General features: G+C 58.7%; 19 protein-coding genes and 1 tRNA gene. 11 read left to right on the top strand and 9 right to left on the bottom strand.

Annotation, left to right across the window (positions count from 1 at the left end):
- Positions 1 to 235 precede the first annotated feature (235 nt).
- Complete coding sequence (locus NJLHNGOC_RS12655) at positions 236 to 541, top strand: hypothetical protein (RefSeq protein WP_113596691.1); 306 nt, start codon at positions 236 to 238, stop codon at positions 539 to 541.
- A gap of 32 nt (positions 542 to 573) precedes the next feature.
- On the opposite strand, the gene NJLHNGOC_RS12650 is transcribed toward NJLHNGOC_RS12655, so the two are convergent.
- Positions 574 to 1,920 (bottom strand): DUF6056 family protein, encoded by a 1,347-nt coding sequence (locus tag NJLHNGOC_RS12650; RefSeq protein ID WP_133258750.1) that lies wholly within the window; start codon positions 1,918 to 1,920, stop codon positions 574 to 576.
- 207 nt (positions 1,921 to 2,127) lie between these two features.
- On the opposite strand from NJLHNGOC_RS12650, the gene NJLHNGOC_RS12645 reads away from it, so the two are divergent.
- The 3 genes from NJLHNGOC_RS12645 (at position 2,128) to NJLHNGOC_RS12635 (ending at position 4,367) form a co-directional block, all read left to right on the top strand.
- Complete coding sequence (locus NJLHNGOC_RS12645) at positions 2,128 to 3,525, top strand: sugar porter family MFS transporter (protein ID WP_113596689.1); 1,398 nt, start codon at positions 2,128 to 2,130, stop codon at positions 3,523 to 3,525.
- 129 nt (positions 3,526 to 3,654) lie between these two features.
- Positions 3,655 to 3,825, top strand: a complete 171-nt coding sequence (locus tag NJLHNGOC_RS12640; protein ID WP_206059792.1) for a CsbD family protein — start codon at positions 3,655 to 3,657, stop codon at positions 3,823 to 3,825.
- A 275-nt stretch (positions 3,826 to 4,100) separates the two neighbouring features.
- A complete protein-coding gene (locus tag NJLHNGOC_RS12635) occupies positions 4,101 to 4,367 on the top strand; it encodes a hypothetical protein (RefSeq protein WP_113596688.1) in 267 nt (88 codons plus the stop codon).
- A 58-nt stretch (positions 4,368 to 4,425) separates the two neighbouring features.
- On the opposite strand, the gene NJLHNGOC_RS12630 is transcribed toward NJLHNGOC_RS12635, so the two are convergent.
- On the bottom strand, positions 4,426 to 4,806 hold the full coding sequence (locus NJLHNGOC_RS12630; protein ID WP_113596687.1) for a hypothetical protein: 381 nt from the start codon (positions 4,804 to 4,806) through the stop codon (positions 4,426 to 4,428).
- Positions 4,807 to 5,301: 495 nt separating this feature from the next.
- On the opposite strand from NJLHNGOC_RS12630, the gene NJLHNGOC_RS12625 reads away from it, so the two are divergent.
- A complete protein-coding gene (locus NJLHNGOC_RS12625; RefSeq protein ID WP_110529349.1) occupies positions 5,302 to 5,487 on the top strand; it encodes a hypothetical protein in 186 nt (61 codons plus the stop codon).
- Positions 5,488 to 5,532: 45 nt separating this feature from the next.
- On the opposite strand, the gene NJLHNGOC_RS15745 is transcribed toward NJLHNGOC_RS12625, so the two are convergent.
- A complete protein-coding gene (locus NJLHNGOC_RS15745; protein WP_133258749.1) occupies positions 5,533 to 5,775 on the bottom strand; it encodes a hypothetical protein in 243 nt (80 codons plus the stop codon).
- Positions 5,776 to 5,799: 24 nt separating this feature from the next.
- Between NJLHNGOC_RS15745 and NJLHNGOC_RS12620 the strand changes: the two genes are divergently transcribed.
- Complete coding sequence (locus tag NJLHNGOC_RS12620; protein ID WP_133258748.1) at positions 5,800 to 6,627, top strand: hypothetical protein; 828 nt, start codon at positions 5,800 to 5,802, stop codon at positions 6,625 to 6,627.
- Between the two features lie 20 nt (positions 6,628 to 6,647).
- Here the strand turns inward: NJLHNGOC_RS12620 and NJLHNGOC_RS12615 are convergent, their stop codons facing one another.
- Positions 6,648 to 7,211, bottom strand: a complete 564-nt coding sequence (locus NJLHNGOC_RS12615; protein ID WP_113596685.1) for a hypothetical protein — start codon at positions 7,209 to 7,211, stop codon at positions 6,648 to 6,650.
- A gap of 308 nt (positions 7,212 to 7,519) precedes the next feature.
- Between NJLHNGOC_RS12615 and NJLHNGOC_RS12610 the strand changes: the two genes are divergently transcribed.
- Positions 7,520 to 7,750, top strand: coding sequence for a hypothetical protein (locus NJLHNGOC_RS12610; protein WP_239021522.1), 231 nt, complete (start codon positions 7,520 to 7,522; stop codon positions 7,748 to 7,750).
- 172 nt (positions 7,751 to 7,922) lie between these two features.
- Here NJLHNGOC_RS12610 and NJLHNGOC_RS12605 read toward each other — a convergent pair whose 3' ends face one another.
- Both NJLHNGOC_RS12605 and NJLHNGOC_RS12600 read right to left on the bottom strand, forming a co-directional pair.
- On the bottom strand, positions 7,923 to 9,176 hold the full coding sequence (locus NJLHNGOC_RS12605; protein ID WP_239021521.1) for an MFS transporter: 1,254 nt from the start codon (positions 9,174 to 9,176) through the stop codon (positions 7,923 to 7,925).
- Positions 9,177 to 9,854: 678 nt separating this feature from the next.
- Positions 9,855 to 9,929 (bottom strand) — tRNA-Met (locus tag NJLHNGOC_RS12600).
- Between the two features lie 166 nt (positions 9,930 to 10,095).
- On the opposite strand from NJLHNGOC_RS12600, the gene NJLHNGOC_RS12595 reads away from it, so the two are divergent.
- Positions 10,096 to 11,319 (top strand): mechanosensitive ion channel family protein, encoded by a 1,224-nt coding sequence (locus NJLHNGOC_RS12595; protein ID WP_113596682.1) that lies wholly within the window; start codon positions 10,096 to 10,098, stop codon positions 11,317 to 11,319.
- A gap of 253 nt (positions 11,320 to 11,572) precedes the next feature.
- On the opposite strand, the gene NJLHNGOC_RS12590 is transcribed toward NJLHNGOC_RS12595, so the two are convergent.
- Complete coding sequence (locus tag NJLHNGOC_RS12590; protein WP_113596681.1) at positions 11,573 to 12,415, bottom strand: undecaprenyl-diphosphate phosphatase; 843 nt, start codon at positions 12,413 to 12,415, stop codon at positions 11,573 to 11,575.
- Positions 12,416 to 12,510: 95 nt separating this feature from the next.
- Here NJLHNGOC_RS12590 and NJLHNGOC_RS12585 point away from each other — a divergent pair, with 95 nt between their 5' ends.
- Positions 12,511 to 12,981, top strand: coding sequence for an MlaD family protein (locus tag NJLHNGOC_RS12585; RefSeq protein WP_113596680.1), 471 nt, complete (start codon positions 12,511 to 12,513; stop codon positions 12,979 to 12,981).
- A 31-nt stretch (positions 12,982 to 13,012) separates the two neighbouring features.
- Here the strand turns inward: NJLHNGOC_RS12585 and NJLHNGOC_RS12580 are convergent, their stop codons facing one another.
- Positions 13,013 to 14,107: an ATP-grasp domain-containing protein gene (locus tag NJLHNGOC_RS12580; RefSeq protein WP_113596679.1), complete on the bottom strand. Its 1,095-nt coding sequence runs from the start codon at positions 14,105 to 14,107 to the stop codon at positions 13,013 to 13,015.
- A complete protein-coding gene (locus NJLHNGOC_RS12575) occupies positions 14,104 to 14,679 on the bottom strand; it encodes a DedA family protein (RefSeq protein ID WP_113596678.1) in 576 nt (191 codons plus the stop codon). Before NJLHNGOC_RS12575 ends, NJLHNGOC_RS12580 begins: the two co-directional genes overlap by 4 nt.
- 324 nt (positions 14,680 to 15,003) lie before the next feature.
- Between NJLHNGOC_RS12575 and NJLHNGOC_RS12570 the strand changes: the two genes are divergently transcribed.
- Positions 15,004 to 15,987: a lytic murein transglycosylase gene (locus tag NJLHNGOC_RS12570; RefSeq protein ID WP_113596695.1), complete on the top strand. Its 984-nt coding sequence runs from the start codon at positions 15,004 to 15,006 to the stop codon at positions 15,985 to 15,987.
- A complete protein-coding gene (locus NJLHNGOC_RS12565) occupies positions 15,984 to 17,276 on the top strand; it encodes a D-alanyl-D-alanine carboxypeptidase family protein (protein ID WP_113596677.1) in 1,293 nt (430 codons plus the stop codon). Before NJLHNGOC_RS12570 ends, NJLHNGOC_RS12565 begins: the two co-directional genes overlap by 4 nt.
- The last annotated feature ends 4 nt before the right edge of the window (positions 17,277 to 17,280 follow it).

Raw genomic sequence — 17,280 nt, 5'->3', positions numbered from 1 at the left:
AAGTTACCAGTCACAATCCTCAATCATAAGGCGGCCTCAAACGGCCGGTTACGATGGAAGGCACGATGGCCCCTGACAACTGTTATCCCTGCATATCGGGAAAACACATCCGTACCCTACGAAAAACTCATGGCTTCCGCCGCCTGTGGTCCGGCCATGCGCTGACGTCCGGCACCACGGAACCGGCCTTGGGTCCACGTGTTAACAACATGAACAAACTGGAAAACAATCTGCCATGAAGCTTAATAAATCCGCCTTTTACGCCCTGCTTGTCTGTGCATTCGCAATGCCGTCCTCCCTTGCCTTCGCGGAACCGGGAGGGTGCCTCAAGGGGGCGGCGGCTGGTGGCGTTGCCGGTCATTTCGTCGGCAGTGGCCATGCCAAGGGAGGTGCCGCCGCAGGCTGCGCTGCTGGCATGATGCGTCGCCACAAGGCGCGCAAAGATGCCGCAGCCGCGCAGAAGGCGCAGGAAAACCAGCCGCCCCAGCCCGGGGGAGAGCAGTCGGGAACGCCGGCGAATTCACCGTCATCCCCACAGTAAAATCACCCAGTCCGCAAACGGGAAAGCAGCGTTCATTCAGCCTCTGAATGGACGCTCTTGACTCCCAGTGCCCGCGCGAAACAGACATTCATCATGCTGTGCGGATCGGGGGAAATCCCCACGAAAATAATATCCTTGTGGACATAAAGCAGTTTATGTCGTGACCCCATGGTGACACGCGGCAGGGTAACATCGTCATAATTCTTACTGTGGGGGGTCGTCAGGTCGACCCAGGTCCGGCTGATACGGGCCAGATACACAAGGTCGGGCACACATATCCACATATGCCATATGACCATCCCGAAAATTCCGACCCTGACTGCCATAACGCGGGCCATGGTCATATCGGGCCGGTTGACGAATAACATCCCCAATACACACACGATATAGACACTGGCGGGGAATGACACCCGGGCAGCCAGGGACGAACGCGGAAACAGCAGCAGTCCCGCCATGTAAATCAACGCAAGACCTATGAAAAAACCGACCTTTCCCGACAATTCGGGAGAGCGCCTTCCGACATGCCCGGCCTTTCGCGATGATACGTAGCATATGAGCAGAATTGCGATAAAAGGCAGCCAGTATAAATCAAATAAACTGCCGAAATTTCCAAAAAGCCCGTCAAGGCGATGCAGGACCGTATCGTGCTCCATGACACGGGCGCGCACATAATTCCCCGGGGCCAGCCATAAAAACGCGGTTCCCAGCATGTGGGCTGCAATAAAACCCCAGGGAACGGCCGCCCGGCGGCGGTAACTGCCGATCCCGTAGCAGACCAGAACAATACTCATCAGAAGGGAAAGCGGTTCCAGAAACGTCGAGATGAAAAAGACGAAGCAGCATGCCGCCAGTCCATAGTGCGTACGTTTTGCAAGGACCTGCCGTAAAATCCATAGCTCCCCCGTGACGGGCCACAGATACCCGATGGAGCCTGTTTTCCATAATGCGACTTCGGCAATATCACGCGGGATCCACCATAGCGCGAGGAATATGAACAGGATATTTATCGCGGATACCCTGTCTTCATCGTGTTTCACGCCACGTGGGATCAGATTTTCTGATATTTTACAGCAGTTGAATACAAGACAACAGAATATGATGGAGTTCAGAATATCAAACAGGAATATTGAATGATAATCCTTCATCTCCATGAAAAAGAAAGTTATGAGGGTAGTGAAATACCGCCCCGTCCAGTAAAAATAGTTTCCATAAACGATATGGAACGTATTGCGGATATCAAATGGAATGCTTCGGCAATAATCATCCGCCCATAGGGGGGTGATCAGGTTGGCCCACAGCACGAATGCGAAAATCGCCCCGAAAGCCCCCAGTTCCAACTTGCGGGTGAAGACGGAGCGTATGAGATCAGATGGTTTCATGAAACACTCCATATGGGGGAGTGTGCCGATACCCATTCCCCCGCCCGTCATATGACCACATCGCGCCCCATGTGGACGGTGCCGTGTGATTTAATAATTGTGTCAGAAAGTCCGTCGTTCGGGGTTGCATCATGGATGGATGCCGTATCGGTCATTATGACGTCAACATGGACCTAGAAAAACATTCCCCCCGGAGGAAAACAGAACGTGTTTCCCACCACCGCATCCCCTGAACATCGTTCCCCCGCGCATCAGAAAGCCTTTCGCATCGGATTGATCACCGCCTCGGCCGGTCTGCTGGTCGGGCTGGATACAGGACTGATTTCCGAAGCACTGGGATTTATCGGGAACGATTTCCATGCCTCCATCCGGGATCAGGAATGGATCGTATCCGTCCTGATGATCGGGGCGTCGATCGGATCGCTGGGGGCAGGGACGTTTTCCGCCCGTTTTGGCAGGCGCCTTGTCCTGATGATGGCCATGGTCCTGATGTTCATCGGGGCCGGCCTGTGCACGGATGCCTTTCACCTCTCGCAAATCCTGGTGGGGCGCCTGCTGATCGGCGTTGCCATCGGCATATGCACCTTTACCGCGCCGCTCTATATCTCCGAAACGATGTCAGGCCATCTGCGTGGCAGCATGGTTTCAACATTTTCAATGCTGCAGTCTGCCGGAATCCTGGCGGGATATCTGCTGGGAAGCATTCTGTCGTCAGGGGGGCACTGGCGATGGATGGTCAGCATGCCCATGCTGCCCGCAGCGCTGCTGTTCACCGGCTGCCTTTTCCTGCCCCCCAGCCCTTCGTGGCTGATTGCGCGCGGGCAGGATGACAGGGTCAGGGAGGTCCTGCGTTCCCTGCGCGATACACCCGCCGAGGTCGAGCAGGAGTTCAACAGCCTCAAGCAGGAAGCCGCCAAGGGACATGTCAGTGGCCTGAGGCTCCTGCGTCAGCAGCCCAATTTTCGCCGTTCCGTGCTGCTGGGCATCTGCCTGCAGATCATGCAGCAGCTGACCGGCATCAACGTGGTCATGTACTACATGCCCAAGATCCTGCAGAACGCGCAGTTCGGCATATCCGGCGCGGCATGGGCAACAGTTCTGATTGGCGTCATCAATACGGTTGTGGGCATTGCCGCCATCTTCCTTGTCAACAGATGGGGGAGGCGGCCGCTGCTGTGTACCAGCGCGGCCATCATGGCGCTTTCCCTGACCATCGCGGCCATCATCACCGGCCTTCACCTGCCCGGCATGTCCGCAACCCTGTGCCTGCTCTGCGCGCTGCTGGTTTTTGTCGGGGGGTTCGGGCTGGGGGCTGGCCCGCTGGTATGGACCCTATGTTCTGAAATCCAGCCGCTGGAGGGAAGGGATTTCGGGGTAGGGTGCTCCACCCTCGCCAACTGGTGGGCCGACTGGGGCGTCAGCAATACCTTCCTGAGCCTCGTCTCCGTCATCGGATTTGGTCAGACCTTCGCGGGTTTTGCCTTCATGAATGTCGTGTTCATCGTCTTTACACTGATGTTCGTGCCTGAAACCAAGGATGTCTCCCTCGAAACCATCGAGACAAACCTGCTGGCGGGAAAGAAACTGCGCGATATCGGGCGATAGGGTCCGGACATTTTCCTCATCCATCATCACATTTATATGTTGCATGCCTGATATGCGTTGTGGTTGTAATGCGCTGGGCTCCGGCACCGGATGCCACGTCATATTTCATGCCTGGATGAGGACAACTGTATGACCACTTTCAAGAACATTATTTCCAGCACGGCAAACATCATTGCCGGACAGTTAAAGCAGGAGATCGGTTACGTTACGGGAAGCCGGAAAATCACGCGCAGCGGCGTCGCGCAGGAAATGAAGGGCCATGCCCAGAAGGTCGCATCCAGCCGCCCCACCGATTACTGACCTGCCGCCCGCAATCAGGCGCCGGGCCAGCCTGCTGAGAATTTCACGCCGCCCCGCATGACATGCCGGCAGGATCACGGATCATTACCCCTGCCGATTTATATTAATGATTTTTTTACCAATGGTAGCTAGCGTGTTAATGCTATGTGAGGAAAATTATCGGTCCAGAAGGATAATTTTCAGGTAATGACTGAAAATACATTTCGCGATGAACCGGGAAATGCCGTTTTCTTTTTTAGGGGCAAAATACTATGACAGTAAAAAAAAGCGCTCCCATGTCCGCCAAACAGATGCTGGTCTATGAAGCCCATATTTCGGGACTTGAGCATGCGCTGTCCGCCGCCGTGGAAATGCTGACGCCCATGCAGCAGGAGGCCCTACTGAACATGGTTCAGAAGGCAGCCAGCGAGGATAGCCAGTGCGATGCGCTGGGCACATGTCCCGCCGATGAACCCTGCATCCAGCCATTTGCAAACGGTCACCTGATGGCGGCCACATGCATCCAGCACGCGGCCTATCCGGCGACGGCAGCCACGATCTGAATTCCAGCCCGCTTCATGATCAGGGAACGCTGGACCTTGCGCGTTCCCCTTGCGGCCATCAGGTTTTCCTGACGGCTACGGCCGCGCAATTCGCTCCCTGTTTCGCGTAATCGCTAATGGTGCTGATAACCGCCGGGACAGGGTCCTTGGCGGTCACACGCAACAGTGTCCCCGTGAACGACCACGCCACAATGATCTCATAGGGCGTCTGGCTGCCCGGCAGGACCGCGTTGGTAATGATAAACCGTTCTTCCTGCAGATCATGGCGCATGAAGGGCTTTGTGCGACGGGCGTTGCAGACCAGCGAACGACGGATGTTTTCCGCCGCGATATAAGGCTCGATCGGAACATAAGCCGCATTCTGGCCCAGTCCATAAGCCAGGTACGGTCCCCTGTTGAAGGTCTTGTGGGTGGAGGAACAGCCTGCAAGCGCCATCATGATCCCGATACCAGCCACCCATTTACGACAAGAAACTAGGGTGTTTTTTTGTATCTGGTTTTTCATCGACAAGCCCATGAGAGAAGAAAACGATTAAGGATACACGAGAGGAGGGATAGACGCCTCCCCGAAAAATAACCAGAGCGCCGGCGGCGATCCGGACATAAAATTCCGGCCGCATGATATGCCATGCTTGAGCGGACGGCACATGCCCTTTGTCCGTTACTTTCAATCAGACAGACTTCTTTCTGGTAGAACTTATGCCACCGGCATGGCCGCCATTCCTGTCATATTCCGGCAAGGAAAGATCTTCTGCCCTTTTGATCAGCAGGTTTCTGCAAATCAATGATTTTTACTTATTTTATTATATATGAGTAAAATTCATTCTTAATTTATAAAATGAATTTCAAAGTCCTGAACTATAAATATTCGCCATCAGGAAACTTATAATATTCAAGAAACGTTCACGGGCCATCCTCAATCAGGACAACTCCCATGAGCACGAATTTCAGACGCGGCAGCGAACCGCCTCCTCTGGCTGACAAGAGCCTGAAACCGCCATTCTCCACGCCATTGGAACGAAAACATGCCATGCTGACAACAGCCATGGTCATTCTTTTTCTGGCGGGGATCGCACTGGGGTGCCTGTTTTCGCCGCATATTCCACTCCCCAAGCTTTGATATGAATCAGTATTTCCAATTTCAATTGATATTTACATAAGGGCATCAGCCATGAATCAGGATGATGAGGTCTGTTTTTATACAATATGCGATGAACATTATTTTGAAGGACTTGTCGCCCTTATCAATTCCCTTGTTCTTACAGGCCACAATCAACGAATACGGGTCGGGGACTGTGGCCTGAATGAACGGCAAAGGGCATTGCTCAGAACCTATGGACAGGTGGAACTGTTCTGGCTGGATCCAGCCAAAATAAAAAACCCCGGTCAATACAAGGCATTTGCGCATCTCGCCAATGCCTCCGGGATTGTCGTGATCATTGACGCAGACATGATCATAACCGGATCGCTGACCCCGCTCATCAACCAGGCGCGGGCAGGGGGCATCTGCGCGTTTCCCAATCCGATTGATGACCGCTGGTATGCCCAGTGGGAAGATATCTTCCAGCTTCCCCGGCCACCACGTCGCCAGACATACATATGTTCCGCATTTGTGGCATTTTCGGTCGATCGTTGGCCCCGGCTGCTCGGACAATGGTGGAAAGCCTGCGAGGCCATCTATTCGCATCCGACCTATCAGGAGGGAACCGACTGGGACGCCCCGACCGCCCAGTCCGATCAGGATGCGCTCAATGCGGTGCTGATGAGCGAATATGCCGAAGAGGCCCTGTCGCTCGCCCCGGTGGAAGATCAGGTCTATCGGTGGGATTTCCGCCTGCTGGAGACGCTGGACGTGCGCAACCTGCGCTGCCGCTTTCAGGGGACAATGCCCCTGATCCTGCATGCGGCACTTACCCCAAAGCCGTGGGACGAAGGGGGGGCAAGCAACGATACCTATTTCAAATTCCTGCGTCGCCTGCTGCTGGGGCGTGACGTGACGCTCCATGTTCCCGTTAACATGCTTACACCTGTTACAGCTCCGGGGCTTATGTGCTGGATGCGCAGGCAGCAATATTTCCTGAAGAACATGGGAATCGTCGAACTGGGGCTTTCCTATCTTCCGCCTGCCCTGGGCATCCGGGCGAAACATGCCAAGGACTGGCTGCGTCACAGATTGCTTGCCTTGCGGAACAGGCGCGCCCGGCCTTCCGCGCAACCGGCACAGGCCGGATGGTCAACCGAAACCGGCACGGGTGATTGAGGTCGATCCAGACCTCTTTCTTACAGTCCCGCCTCCAGACTCTCCTCATCCTCATCCGCGCTCATGACCTGAATAAGGGCCTGGGCGTCTGCCTCATGCGACTGGATAAGCCTGACATTGGCCGGATTCAGGTGGGGAAGGTTGCTGTTTTTATGCTCCGGATTCTGGAGGAGGGCGGTCGTCATGCCGAAACAGGTGATGCTCATCACGAAATCACGCGCTGACATGCCGTTACGCTGCAGAATCGGCTGAAGCTGCTGCATTGCCTCCATGCGCCGGATGGTCATCGCCAGCGTCGTATTCGACGTCGCAATCGGCGGGGAAATATGGGCCTGCGTGATCTGCTGCATCATCGGCAGCATGCGGGCAAAGAAATCCTTGGGCAGGGGATACTGCGCGACGCTCTGCATGTCATGCTGGACCGCCTCATGCACAACACGCTCCATTTCGGCCTTCTGCTCGGGCGTGGGGCCATGCCGCGCCACCTCCTGAGCCGTGGCGTGCCGTATATTTCCGGATGCCACGCTTGCCCCCAGAACGCACGCGCCTGTCAGGAGCATCTTACGCAGGAAAGAAGTGGTCATGGCTGATGGCTCCATTCGTCCCATCTTATCAAGAGGGTGCCGGTATGATCGTGGTTTGTGATCACGGTTGATGACAGCCTGCTGATTTTGCTCTCCCCGCACGTCCAGTCAACATGAATGACATCAAATGACATCATCATACGGGCCCGTCCCGCGGAAACCGTCACCATTCCCGACACCGGATTTGCGGATATTCACCCTGAACTTATCTGAAGGTGATGCGTTGCCTGCGTGCGGCAATATCGTCAGGCAGTCGATATGCCTCGTGATTATTCCAACACCCCACAACATGGCAGAGGGAGGTGGAGATGACGAAGTCAGATCAGGGCATAACCAACCCCGAGCTTGAACTGCTGGCGATCAGTATCTGGAACCAGCAGCATCCCGACCGTCCATGGCAGCGGATGGGCAGTTTCCGGACACACCGGAAAACATCCCATGCCCTGCAAGGCATTCCGGCCTATCCGGAAGAGCAGGCCCAGTTCCGTTTTCTCGCATCGCATGCGATGGCGACAACGAACCGGCATAACCTTCGCTAAGGGCAGGGAGCTTTCCTGTTGCCCTGACGGTCGGCGCTGAGGTCTGCCAATACGGCGGATCGACACGTGATGACATCCCCTTGGCCTGTCACCACGCAATGGTCGCTGCGTGTCCATCGGCATACGGCGCAATATGCCCCGACAGTTCATTTCTTGAAAGCTGCGGACATCGTCACGTCCTGAACCGGCGTTGTAACTGAAACAGATGCAACGCCGGCCAGAAACCCAGGATGGCCGCAACCAGCAGCGACATACGCAGCCCTCCGGAGCCGAAATGCGGCGTCAGCATGTCGCTGATCCACCCGAAGAGCGGCGGCCCGAGACCGATGCCAACCGCGTTGGCAAGCAGCGCATACAGCCCCATCGCGGCCGCGCGGCGGTGCACCGGCACCACGCTGGGAATTGCCCCGTAAACCGGCCCCGTGCAAAGGGCCGAAATCGTTGTCGTCAGCACCAGCATCGTCAATGAGAGGTCGAGCGAAGTCGTCAGCACCTGCACGATCTGAAAGGGCTGGGCAAGAAGATAGGCCCAGAAGGCGAAACGCATCGCGCCGCCGAACCCGAAGCGCGCCGCCACCCGATCGGCAATCGGTCCCCCCATGAAGGTCCCGACCACGCTTGCAATGCCGATACCGATGCCGAACCACGCGCCAGCCTGACCCGAGGACAGGCCAAAGGATCGCATGTAGAACGAAACGCCCCACAGGGTGACGCCATAATTCACCACCTGACCGGTGACGCCATAAAGAAGCAGATCACGCAACGGCCGGTTGGTAAGCAGTACGCGCCAGGATTCCCCGCTCTGACTCATATGCGGCATCCGTGGTTCGCGGATGAACAGATATATCAGGATCGCAACGGGAATCCCCGCGAACCCGACGGCCGCGAAGGTCGCGCGCCAGCCGATATGCTCGACAAGATATCCGCCACCCGCTAGTCCGATGACATAGCCGAGATATGACACGCCGTAGGAAACAGAAAACGACGTGCTGCGCTTTTCTGGTGTGGAGTAGGCCGCGCTCAGGGCGGCTGAGGAAGGGGAGAACGCAGCCTGCCCCAATCCCACGCAGACACGCGTGGCCGCCATGCCAATAATCCCGTGCGAGCGTCCCATCAGGACCGTCGCGATACTCCACGCCGCGATGCCGAACGATGCCATGCGCGCGGCAAAACCACGATCGGCCACCAGTGCGAACGGCACGATCATTATCCCGTAAAGCAGGGCAAAGGCGGTACCGCCCAGCAGGCCGACCATCGTGTCCGAAAGATGAAGGTCGTGTTTGATGGCATCATTTGCCGTCGAAAAGACAAACCGGTCGATAAAATCCAGCATCCCCGCAAGACCGAGGAGCAGGATAACACCCGGCGACCAGCCACGTCGGGGAAGGGCATTTCGGGAGGATGCCGGGGGATCGCTCTCGCTCATGCCCCACGGCTCCCCCATGCGGCATCAGCCCATTGCGATATATCCCCGATACCGTGCCCAGATGACCGGCCCATGCGCAACATCATGAATCACTTCCGTTTTCGTGCATGGCCGAAATCATTAGCACATTCATTTCGGGATGCTGTCCATCTGTCACCGACAGGACATTCGTGAAGGACCACCTGCATCGCGCCCGCACATGACCAAACTGCATCAGTGGGCGCGGCGCATTGTCCGGAAAAGCCCGATCAGCTTTCCACACATGTCCTGTGCCATCTTCCGTTTCTTTTAAGGGCGGGGAGGCAAAGGCATGGAGCGCATGTCATCCTGCACTGAAATGCGCCCCGAACAGGAAAACGCTCCTGCGGGCCTGTCCGGGTACCCCGGCAGGAAAGTCATGGAAACTCGGAACGCTCAAAACCGCTGTAGGAAGGTGATGGCCCGCAGGCCTGCACGGGCATCGTGCGGCGTGGGCAAGCACCTCTGCACGTCACGCAGAACAGGGAACGCATGCCGCCAATACCATTGCCAAACTGTCCGCACGTACGCTTGATAGGAAGCGGCAGGAGAGGGGGAGTAACCAACATTTCTGGAAAAGGGGAAATCAGTGACCAGCGTCGAGCCACCGAAAAACGCCACCGTGTGACGATAAATCCCTGGAAATCAATCCTAACGTGATGGTAGCGGCGGACGGATTTGAACCGCCGACCAAGGGATTATGATTCCCCTGCTCTACCGCTGAGCTACGCCGCCATCGCGTTAGGATGTGTGCGAAATATCCCCGCTGAATGTAGAAGTCAACCCGTTATCGCCATGATTCCCTTATAAAAGAATCAGGCCGTCAGGGTCGCTTTGCCAGCCAGCGCACGATATGCGTACCAGCCCACCGAACATATATGAGAGAAGCCGAGATTCATTCTTGAAAAACGAATTCCTTACCGTTCTTACTGACCTTAGACATCTTTTCGGGTGGCTGCCTGGCCCCGTCGCGTCCATCCTCATGCTCTGCGCGGCAGGCCTGATGGCTGAACTGTTCAGCCGTTTCTTTACAAAACTGATCCTTCGCATTCCCGGACAGAAACGCGGCGCGTTCATCCGCTCCTTTACCATGGCGATGCAGCGTCCGGCCCGGATCATGCTGGTTGTCCTTTTTGTCGGCACCGCATTGCCGGTATCGGGGCTGCCCTATGAAATGATCCAGGCCACCACGCACACGCTGCTTGTCCTGTTCGTGCTGATGCTGGGTTATGCGGCCATCGTCGCCACGCGGATCCTGTCAGAAGCGTATCTGGTGCGGATCAATGACAAGAACGACAAGGACGACATCCTTCTGCGGACCCATATGACGCAGGTCCGCATGCTGCGTCGCACGGCGGATCTGCTGATCGGCCTTGTAACGGTGGGGGCGTCGCTGATGACGTTCGAGCCGGTACGGCAGTACGGGCTCAGCCTTTTCGCGTCGGCGGGGGCGGCATCGCTGGTGGTCGGTCTGGCCGCGCGTCCGCTTCTGACCAACCTGTTCGCCGGCATGCAGATCGCCATGACGCAGCCCATCCGCATGGAAGACCTGATTATCATCAACGGCGACTGGGCATGGGTGGAAGAAATCACCTCCACCTATGTCGTCCTGCGGGTCTGGGACTGGCGGCGTCATATCGTGCCCATCTCGTACTTCCTTGAAAACACGTTCCAGAACTGGACCCACAATTCGGCGGCCCTGATCGGGGTGGTGTTCCTGTACGTGGACTTTCATGCCCCGATGGATCGCATCCGCGAACGGCTACGCGAAATCGTGCATGCCGCCCCCCTGTGGGATGGCAAGGTATTCGACGTGCAGGTCGCGGACTGCAGCGCGCAGGTCATGACGATCCGTGTCATCGCAAGCGCGCGTTCCGCCATGCAGAGCTGGGACCTGCGATGCGAAATACGCGAACAGATCATCGCGTTCCTGCGTGATGAATGTCCCGAAGCATTGCCGCGCGAACGGCTGTCATATGTGGCATCGGTCTCGGGACGGGGCGGCATGCCCGATCCGGGGATGATTTCCCCCCCGATTGACCGGCCCCCGCCGGGATCCTATCCCGGGCCCGGCGCAGTCCCGGCCAACGGGACGCAGGGACAGGGACACGGGGCATCCCAGTAACAGAGGGCCCCGCATGCCGGGATAACCAACGGCCATCCATCGCCATATGATCCGGCAGGGCAGAAGGGGACACAGACGTGCTGGCGTGTCCGTGGCATGCGACCGGGCGGCACAAGGCCGCGCCATCCCGCCCTCCGGCCGCAAGAAGTCCCCATCGGATCACCAGGGAACATGTGCTGCCCGATGGCGGGACTGCTGCCTTTTGCACGATGACGGGACGCTTCGTGGGCGGCTTCTGAAACCGCCCGCATCTTCATCCCAGATAGATGAAGGAGAATACGCCCATCGCGATGCAGTAATAGCCGAATGGCTGCAGCGCCCATTTTTCATGGTCATGGAAATACCGCATCAGGACCGCCGTGCTGAACAGAGCCACCAGCGCGGCCACCACCGCCCCGATCCCGGCAATCTCCAGCTGTCCGGGCACCAGTTCGACATGGCGCAGTTCGAAAACTTCCTTGCCGGTCGCCATCAGGATGACAAGCGGCGCCATCAGGAATGCAAAGCGCGCCGCATTTTCATGAGACAGCCGGCTGAGCAATCCCCCCACGATACAGGCACCGGAACGTGAAATGCCGGGGAGGAAGGCAAGGCACTGGAACATGCCGATCATGACGGCCTCGCCCAAACCAAGGGATGCGATGGGACGGCTCAGGACACTGTCGGTGCCACGTCCCTTGATACGTTCGGTCAGCAGCAGCATGGCACCGTTGAGCGTCAGGAAAATCGCGGCATAGCGCGCCGTGCCGAACAGATTGCGAATCATGTGTTCAAACAGCCCCCCCACGATCACGGCCGGGACGGTCGCCACGCAAAGCAGGACAAGGATCCGTATGCTTTCCATCTGTCGCTGCATGCCGTCACGGCCCACGGCCCCGGACAGCAGCGCGCGCCAGTCCCCCCAGAAAAACAGCAGCAGGGCCATGACGGTTCCCAGATGCAGCATGACCAGGAACGGCAGGAACATATCCCCGTGAAGGTCGATCGACCAATGCAGAAGGGCCGGCACGATGGCCGCGTGCCCAAGGCTACTGACAGGGAACAGTTCGGTTGCCCCCTGGATGATTGCAATAATGATTGCCTGCAGGAGTGTCATTTTCGGGATATCCGTGGCGAATTAGACTATATGCAACGTCTGGACGCGGTGGTTTGATGCCATCACCGCGATACATAAATGGGCAAAGGATCGTCATGGCAAGGGAAAGAAGCGGCGCGATCATCTCCAGTGGGCTTGTACTGCTGGTGGCGGCTGGGTTCTGCGCCTATGCCCGCGCGTCCCAGATGGGACCGGACCGGGCGGGACGCCCCCTGACCGCACGGTTTATTTCCGCAAATGGGCTGAAGGTGGGCGCGGATGTCGAACTGGGCGGCGTGTCGGTCGGGCGCGTCACCTCCATCGTCCTTGACCCCACGACCTATATGGCAAATGTCGGCTTTACGGTGGATCGTGCCGTCAACCTTCCCGCAAACACAAGCATTTCCATCGGCAGCCCGTCGCTTACGGCCGACATGGCCCTGATGGTGCAGGCTGGCGACAGCCCGAAAATGCTGCCCCCCAACGCCACGATTACCGACACGCACGAACCGCTCAGCCTGGAACAGCAGGTCAGCAATTACATTTTCGGCAACGGGGGGCTTCCCCCCGACGGCTCCGCGCCCTGATACGCACTACGGACCTGAAGGAAAGCCCGCGTCAGTCATTGAGGGGATAGGACGCCAGCAGCCTGCGCTGGCGCAGCCAGCACCGCAGCATGGTCATCGCGCCGCTGGGCTTCCATCCCGCCCTGCGCTTCTTCGCCCCGATGCGAAACGTCTCGCGGTAATGCATGAACTGGGCGGCGTAGGCATCGCGCAGGGTCGTGCGGGAATCCCATATATGGGTGGCTTCCGAGCCGACGCCGTTGATTTCGATGATTTCGAACTTCTCCCCCCGCAGCAGCGCGGCGGCCGATTCGGCTTTCACGTCGATCCGCCCGAAATGGAAATCGGGGATATCATGCATGATTTCGTCAATCCGCGATTCGAGCTCCGGCGTCACCGTGGCCGTGCAGTCGTGAAAGATCGCGCCCTTGCAGTGATTGCCGGTAAAGACGAGCGGCAGCGACTCACCGGCGGCAAGCACCTCGCCCAGACGCGCACGAAGGCGGGGGATATAGATCTGGGGCACCAGCCGCGTCCGGGGATCGGCCCGCAGCAGTTCCTCCACCGTGGAACGGCCGTCTCCGGTCAGGACGGGAACCTCCTTGTAGGTGAGAGAGGTAATGCGCCCGCGTTTTTCATCCGGATGCCGGATATAGAAAATCCCGACCTCATGCGAATAGGGGATCAGCCGCTGCAGCATCAGGGAAACATGTCGCGGGAATGTCGCCAGCGCCTGTGTCAGGGCGGCCTCGTCGCCAATCAGCTTCACCCCCGTGCCATTGCAGCCGATGTCGGGCTTCAGCACCACCGGAAACCCCAGTCCGGTCTTTTCCATCGCCCGCAGGGCACGGGAGGCATCGTTTTCCCCCGTTTCCATGATGGCATAGGGCGCGATCCACCGCCGCGCGGTTTCACCCGCCATGTCGAGGATGGAACTCTTGCTTTCGCCGCACAGGCCACCAGTTTCGATGCGGGGGTTCGCGGCGGTCGGCAGGCTGACATCGCGATACCGCAGGCCCAGGATGATCCAGTACATCACGACGGGGGTATAGAAAATCCATCCCGGCCAGAACTCGAACATGGAAAGCGGAGAGGGCGGCTTGTCCGAAGAAGAAGACGGGGTGGTAAGGGTTGACATGTCGGTCATCGGGATGGGCCTTGCAATCGGGCGATGGTACGGCTGATGAGGAAGATGGTCAGGATAAAGCCCGCCAGACCCAGCCATTTCCACGTCCCCAGATGGGAAATCAGGAACTGTCCGACACGCAGGGATACGGCAAACAGCAGCGTTGTCCAGATCAGGGTCGCCAGGATCGCCGCGATGCAGAACAGGCCCAGCCGCGCGCGGAAGAAGCCGCATGCGGTGTATAACGGCAGACGGGCGCCGGGGATGAACCTGCTGATGAAGACAATACGGAAAACGTTACGATCGAACCAGTGACCTTCATGTTCCACGTTGGGCAGGGTGACCCACCGTCGCGCGGGCGGCCAGCAGGCCGCGAGATAGCCAAGGCCGTAAAGCCCGATATCCCCCACCACGATGCCGATATAAAGCGCGACAAGCGCCACCGGCAGGTGCACATGCCCTGTCTGCACCTGCATGGCGGTTATGATCGTCGCGGCATCCTCCAGAATGAACGTGCCCACGATGATGGCCAGGCCCTGCAACAGGGGCGACGCGCCTGCCGCCGCGAGGATGGAAGTCAGGGATAACGACATCTCCGGACGGCTAACACGCACACGGCAGGCAAAGGGGGATGAGCGCGATCAATAACTGACAAGCCTCTTTTCAACTCATGATCCATGCGCGGACATATCCGCCACCGGGCGGCATGACACGGCATGCTGCAGGACCGGGAGGGGGAAAAAACGATATCCCTGTCCCCGGGGTCCCGCTGTTGCGACCTTGTTGCATGCTTCCGCGACAGGAACAAACCCCAAGTTGTTACCCCAAAGTATCCATTCATTTCCCCGGGGGACGGAAACGTCACGAATATGGCGTCGAGGATTGAATCCACCCCGCCACCGTGGCAGAGCATCGACATGCTTGTCCGTCGCACATTCCTGCTTTCCGCCGCCACCCTGTCCGCCGGGGCCCTTGCATCCGGCCCGCGGCCGCGCGGGGCCCATGCGCTCGATTATGCCACGTTCGTCGCGGGCGTGCGCGACGACGCGATTCGACAGGGGCTGGACGCCGGGATCGCGGCGCGGGCGCTGAACCTGTCCGTGCCCAACCCGCAGGTGCTGAAACTGGATCGCACGCAGCCGGAATTCCACCTTACATGGGCGCAGTACCGCCAGCGCGTCATCACACCACGCAAGATTACGGATGGGCGCAGCGCCGTCACCCTCCAGCGGCCCCTGCTTGACCAGGCGCTGACACGCTACAACGTGGCGCAGGCCGCGATCGCCGGCATATGGGGACTGGAATCCGCCTATGGCACGCGCATGGGGACGTTTGGCGTCATCGACGCGCTCTGCACGCTGGCCTATGACGGGCGACGCGCGAAATTCTTTCACGATGAACTGATGAAGGCGCTGCGCATCCTTGGAATGGGCGACACCACCCCCGAACAGATGATCGGCAGCTATGCCGGCGCGATGGGACAGCCGCAGTTCATGCCCAGCGCCTATCTCCGCTACGCCGTGGACATGGACGGGGACGGACGGCGTGACATCTGGCATTCCACGGCCGACGTGTTCGGCTCCATCGCCAGCTATCTTTCGCATTCCGGATGGGTCAGCGACGAACCGTGGGGGCAGGAGATCACGGTGCCGGACACGCTGCCGCTGGCCCAGCTTGGCCGCGCGCATTTCCGGACATTGCAGGAATGGATGGACATGGGGGTCAGGCAGATCGACGGCAGCCCGTTCCCGCGCCCCGACATGCGCGGCGCGGTCCTGCGCCCGGATGGAACGGGCGGCGATTCCTTCATGGTCTATCGTAATTTTAACGCAATCCGGCGCTATAATCCTTCGGATTTCTATGCACTGGCCGTAGGGCTTCTGGGTAACGAGATTACATGACATCAGGACAGACGCGTCTTCGCGCAGCGACGCTTTCCACCGCCCCGCATGACGGGCGCCACCCGACACGCCGCGCGATCCTTTCCGGGGCGGCCAGCCTGCTTGCGCTCCTGCCTGCGGGGCAGGGGGCGTTTGCGGCGCGGAAACATCGCGCTGCCGCGGCCGCAGCCCCGGCCGCGACGCCGGATGCCCCGCCGGGAACATACGCCCCGGCCAACAGCCTGATCGGCCCGGTCGACACGCCGGCACGGTGGGCATGCATCGTCGATTACACGACGGGCGCGGTCCTGCTGGAAAAGGCGGCGGACGAACGCATGCCGCCCTCGTCACTGACGAAGATGATGACAGCCTATGTCGTGTTCGGCATGCTGCGCGCCGGGCGCCTGAAACTGGACCAGTCCCTGACCGTCAGTGAAAAGGCATGGCGGATGCAGGGGTCGAAGATGTTCGTCCCGCTGCAGGGATCGGTGATGGTGTCCGACCTGATCCAGGGCATGGTGATCCAGTCGGGCAACGATGCCTGCATCGTCCTGGCCGAAGGTGTCGCGGGGTCCGAAGACCAGTTCGTTTCCCTGATGAATACGCAGGCCGCGCAGCTGGGCATGACCAACTCGCATTTCATGAACGCCACCGGCTGGCCCGCGGACGGGCATTACATGTCGGCGCGCGATGTCACGACAATCGCGATGCACCTGATCCATGATTTCCCGGAATATTATCATTTCTTTTCGGAAAAAAGCTTCCGTTACAACAAGATATCCCAGGAAAACCGCAATGCGCTGGTTGTGAAGGGCATTGCCGACGGCCTGAAGACGGGCCACACCGACGCCGGCGGGTATGGCCTGTGCGCCAGTTCGGAACGCGGGGGCAACCGTATCGTCATGGCGGTCAACGGGCTGCCATCAAGCAATGCGCGCGCGTTTGAAAGCGAACGGCTGCTGGAATGGGCATTCGTCAATTTTGAAAACGCCACGCTAATGCACAGTGGCGCGGTGATTGACAATGCGCCGGTATGGCTGGGCCGGGCCCCGACCGTGCCGCTGGTCGCCACGCGCGACATCCTGCTGACGTTGCCCCACGGATGGCAGAATCGCGTCCATATCAGCCTGGATTACAAAAGCCCCATCCCCGCGCCGGTCACGGCCGGGCAGCAGCTGGGCGAAGTCGTGATTTCCAATACGGGACTGGCCGACATCAGGGTACCGGTCGTGGCAGGCGCGGACGTGGGTCGTCTGGGGCTGCTGGGACGGGCCTCCGCCGTGCTGGGACAGAAGCTGGGACATCACTGAACGC

It is taken from the genome of Novacetimonas cocois (assembly GCF_003311635.1).
Lineage (GTDB): Bacteria > Pseudomonadota > Alphaproteobacteria > Acetobacterales > Acetobacteraceae > Novacetimonas > Novacetimonas cocois.
The sequence above is the reverse complement of the archived record's forward strand: the minus strand, read 5'-3'. Positions and strand labels throughout refer to the sequence as shown.

Bases quoted from the DNA above. Each gene is read 5' to 3' on its own strand.
- NJLHNGOC_RS12635 (WP_113596688.1), top strand. From the start codon at position 4,101: ATGTCCGCCAAACAGATGCTGGTCTATGAAGCCCATATTTCGGGACTT.
- NJLHNGOC_RS12565 (WP_113596677.1), top strand. From the start codon at position 15,984: ATGACATCAGGACAGACGCGTCTTCGCGCAGCGACGCTTTCCACCGCC.
- NJLHNGOC_RS12610 (WP_239021522.1), top strand. From the start codon at position 7,520: ATGACGAAGTCAGATCAGGGCATAACCAACCCCGAGCTTGAACTGCTG.
- NJLHNGOC_RS15745 (WP_133258749.1), bottom strand. From the start codon at position 5,775: ATGCGCAAATGCCTTGTATTGACCGGGGTTTTTTATTTTGGCTGGATC.
- NJLHNGOC_RS12615 (WP_113596685.1), bottom strand. From the start codon at position 7,211: ATGACCACTTCTTTCCTGCGTAAGATGCTCCTGACAGGCGCGTGCGTT.
- NJLHNGOC_RS12585 (WP_113596680.1), top strand. From the start codon at position 12,511: ATGGCAAGGGAAAGAAGCGGCGCGATCATCTCCAGTGGGCTTGTACTG.
- NJLHNGOC_RS12625 (WP_110529349.1), top strand. From the start codon at position 5,302: ATGAGCACGAATTTCAGACGCGGCAGCGAACCGCCTCCTCTGGCTGAC.
- NJLHNGOC_RS12655 (WP_113596691.1), top strand. From the start codon at position 236: ATGAAGCTTAATAAATCCGCCTTTTACGCCCTGCTTGTCTGTGCATTC.
- NJLHNGOC_RS12580 (WP_113596679.1), bottom strand. From the start codon at position 14,107: ATGACCGACATGTCAACCCTTACCACCCCGTCTTCTTCTTCGGACAAG.
- NJLHNGOC_RS12570 (WP_113596695.1), top strand. From the start codon at position 15,004: ATGCTTGTCCGTCGCACATTCCTGCTTTCCGCCGCCACCCTGTCCGCC.
- NJLHNGOC_RS12590 (WP_113596681.1), bottom strand. From the start codon at position 12,415: ATGACACTCCTGCAGGCAATCATTATTGCAATCATCCAGGGGGCAACC.
- NJLHNGOC_RS12650 (WP_133258750.1), bottom strand. From the start codon at position 1,920: ATGAAACCATCTGATCTCATACGCTCCGTCTTCACCCGCAAGTTGGAA.
- NJLHNGOC_RS12630 (WP_113596687.1), bottom strand. From the start codon at position 4,806: ATGATGGCGCTTGCAGGCTGTTCCTCCACCCACAAGACCTTCAACAGG.
- NJLHNGOC_RS12605 (WP_239021521.1), bottom strand. From the start codon at position 9,176: ATGAGCGAGAGCGATCCCCCGGCATCCTCCCGAAATGCCCTTCCCCGA.
- NJLHNGOC_RS12640 (WP_206059792.1), top strand. From the start codon at position 3,655: ATGACCACTTTCAAGAACATTATTTCCAGCACGGCAAACATCATTGCC.
- NJLHNGOC_RS12575 (WP_113596678.1), bottom strand. From the start codon at position 14,679: ATGTCGTTATCCCTGACTTCCATCCTCGCGGCGGCAGGCGCGTCGCCC.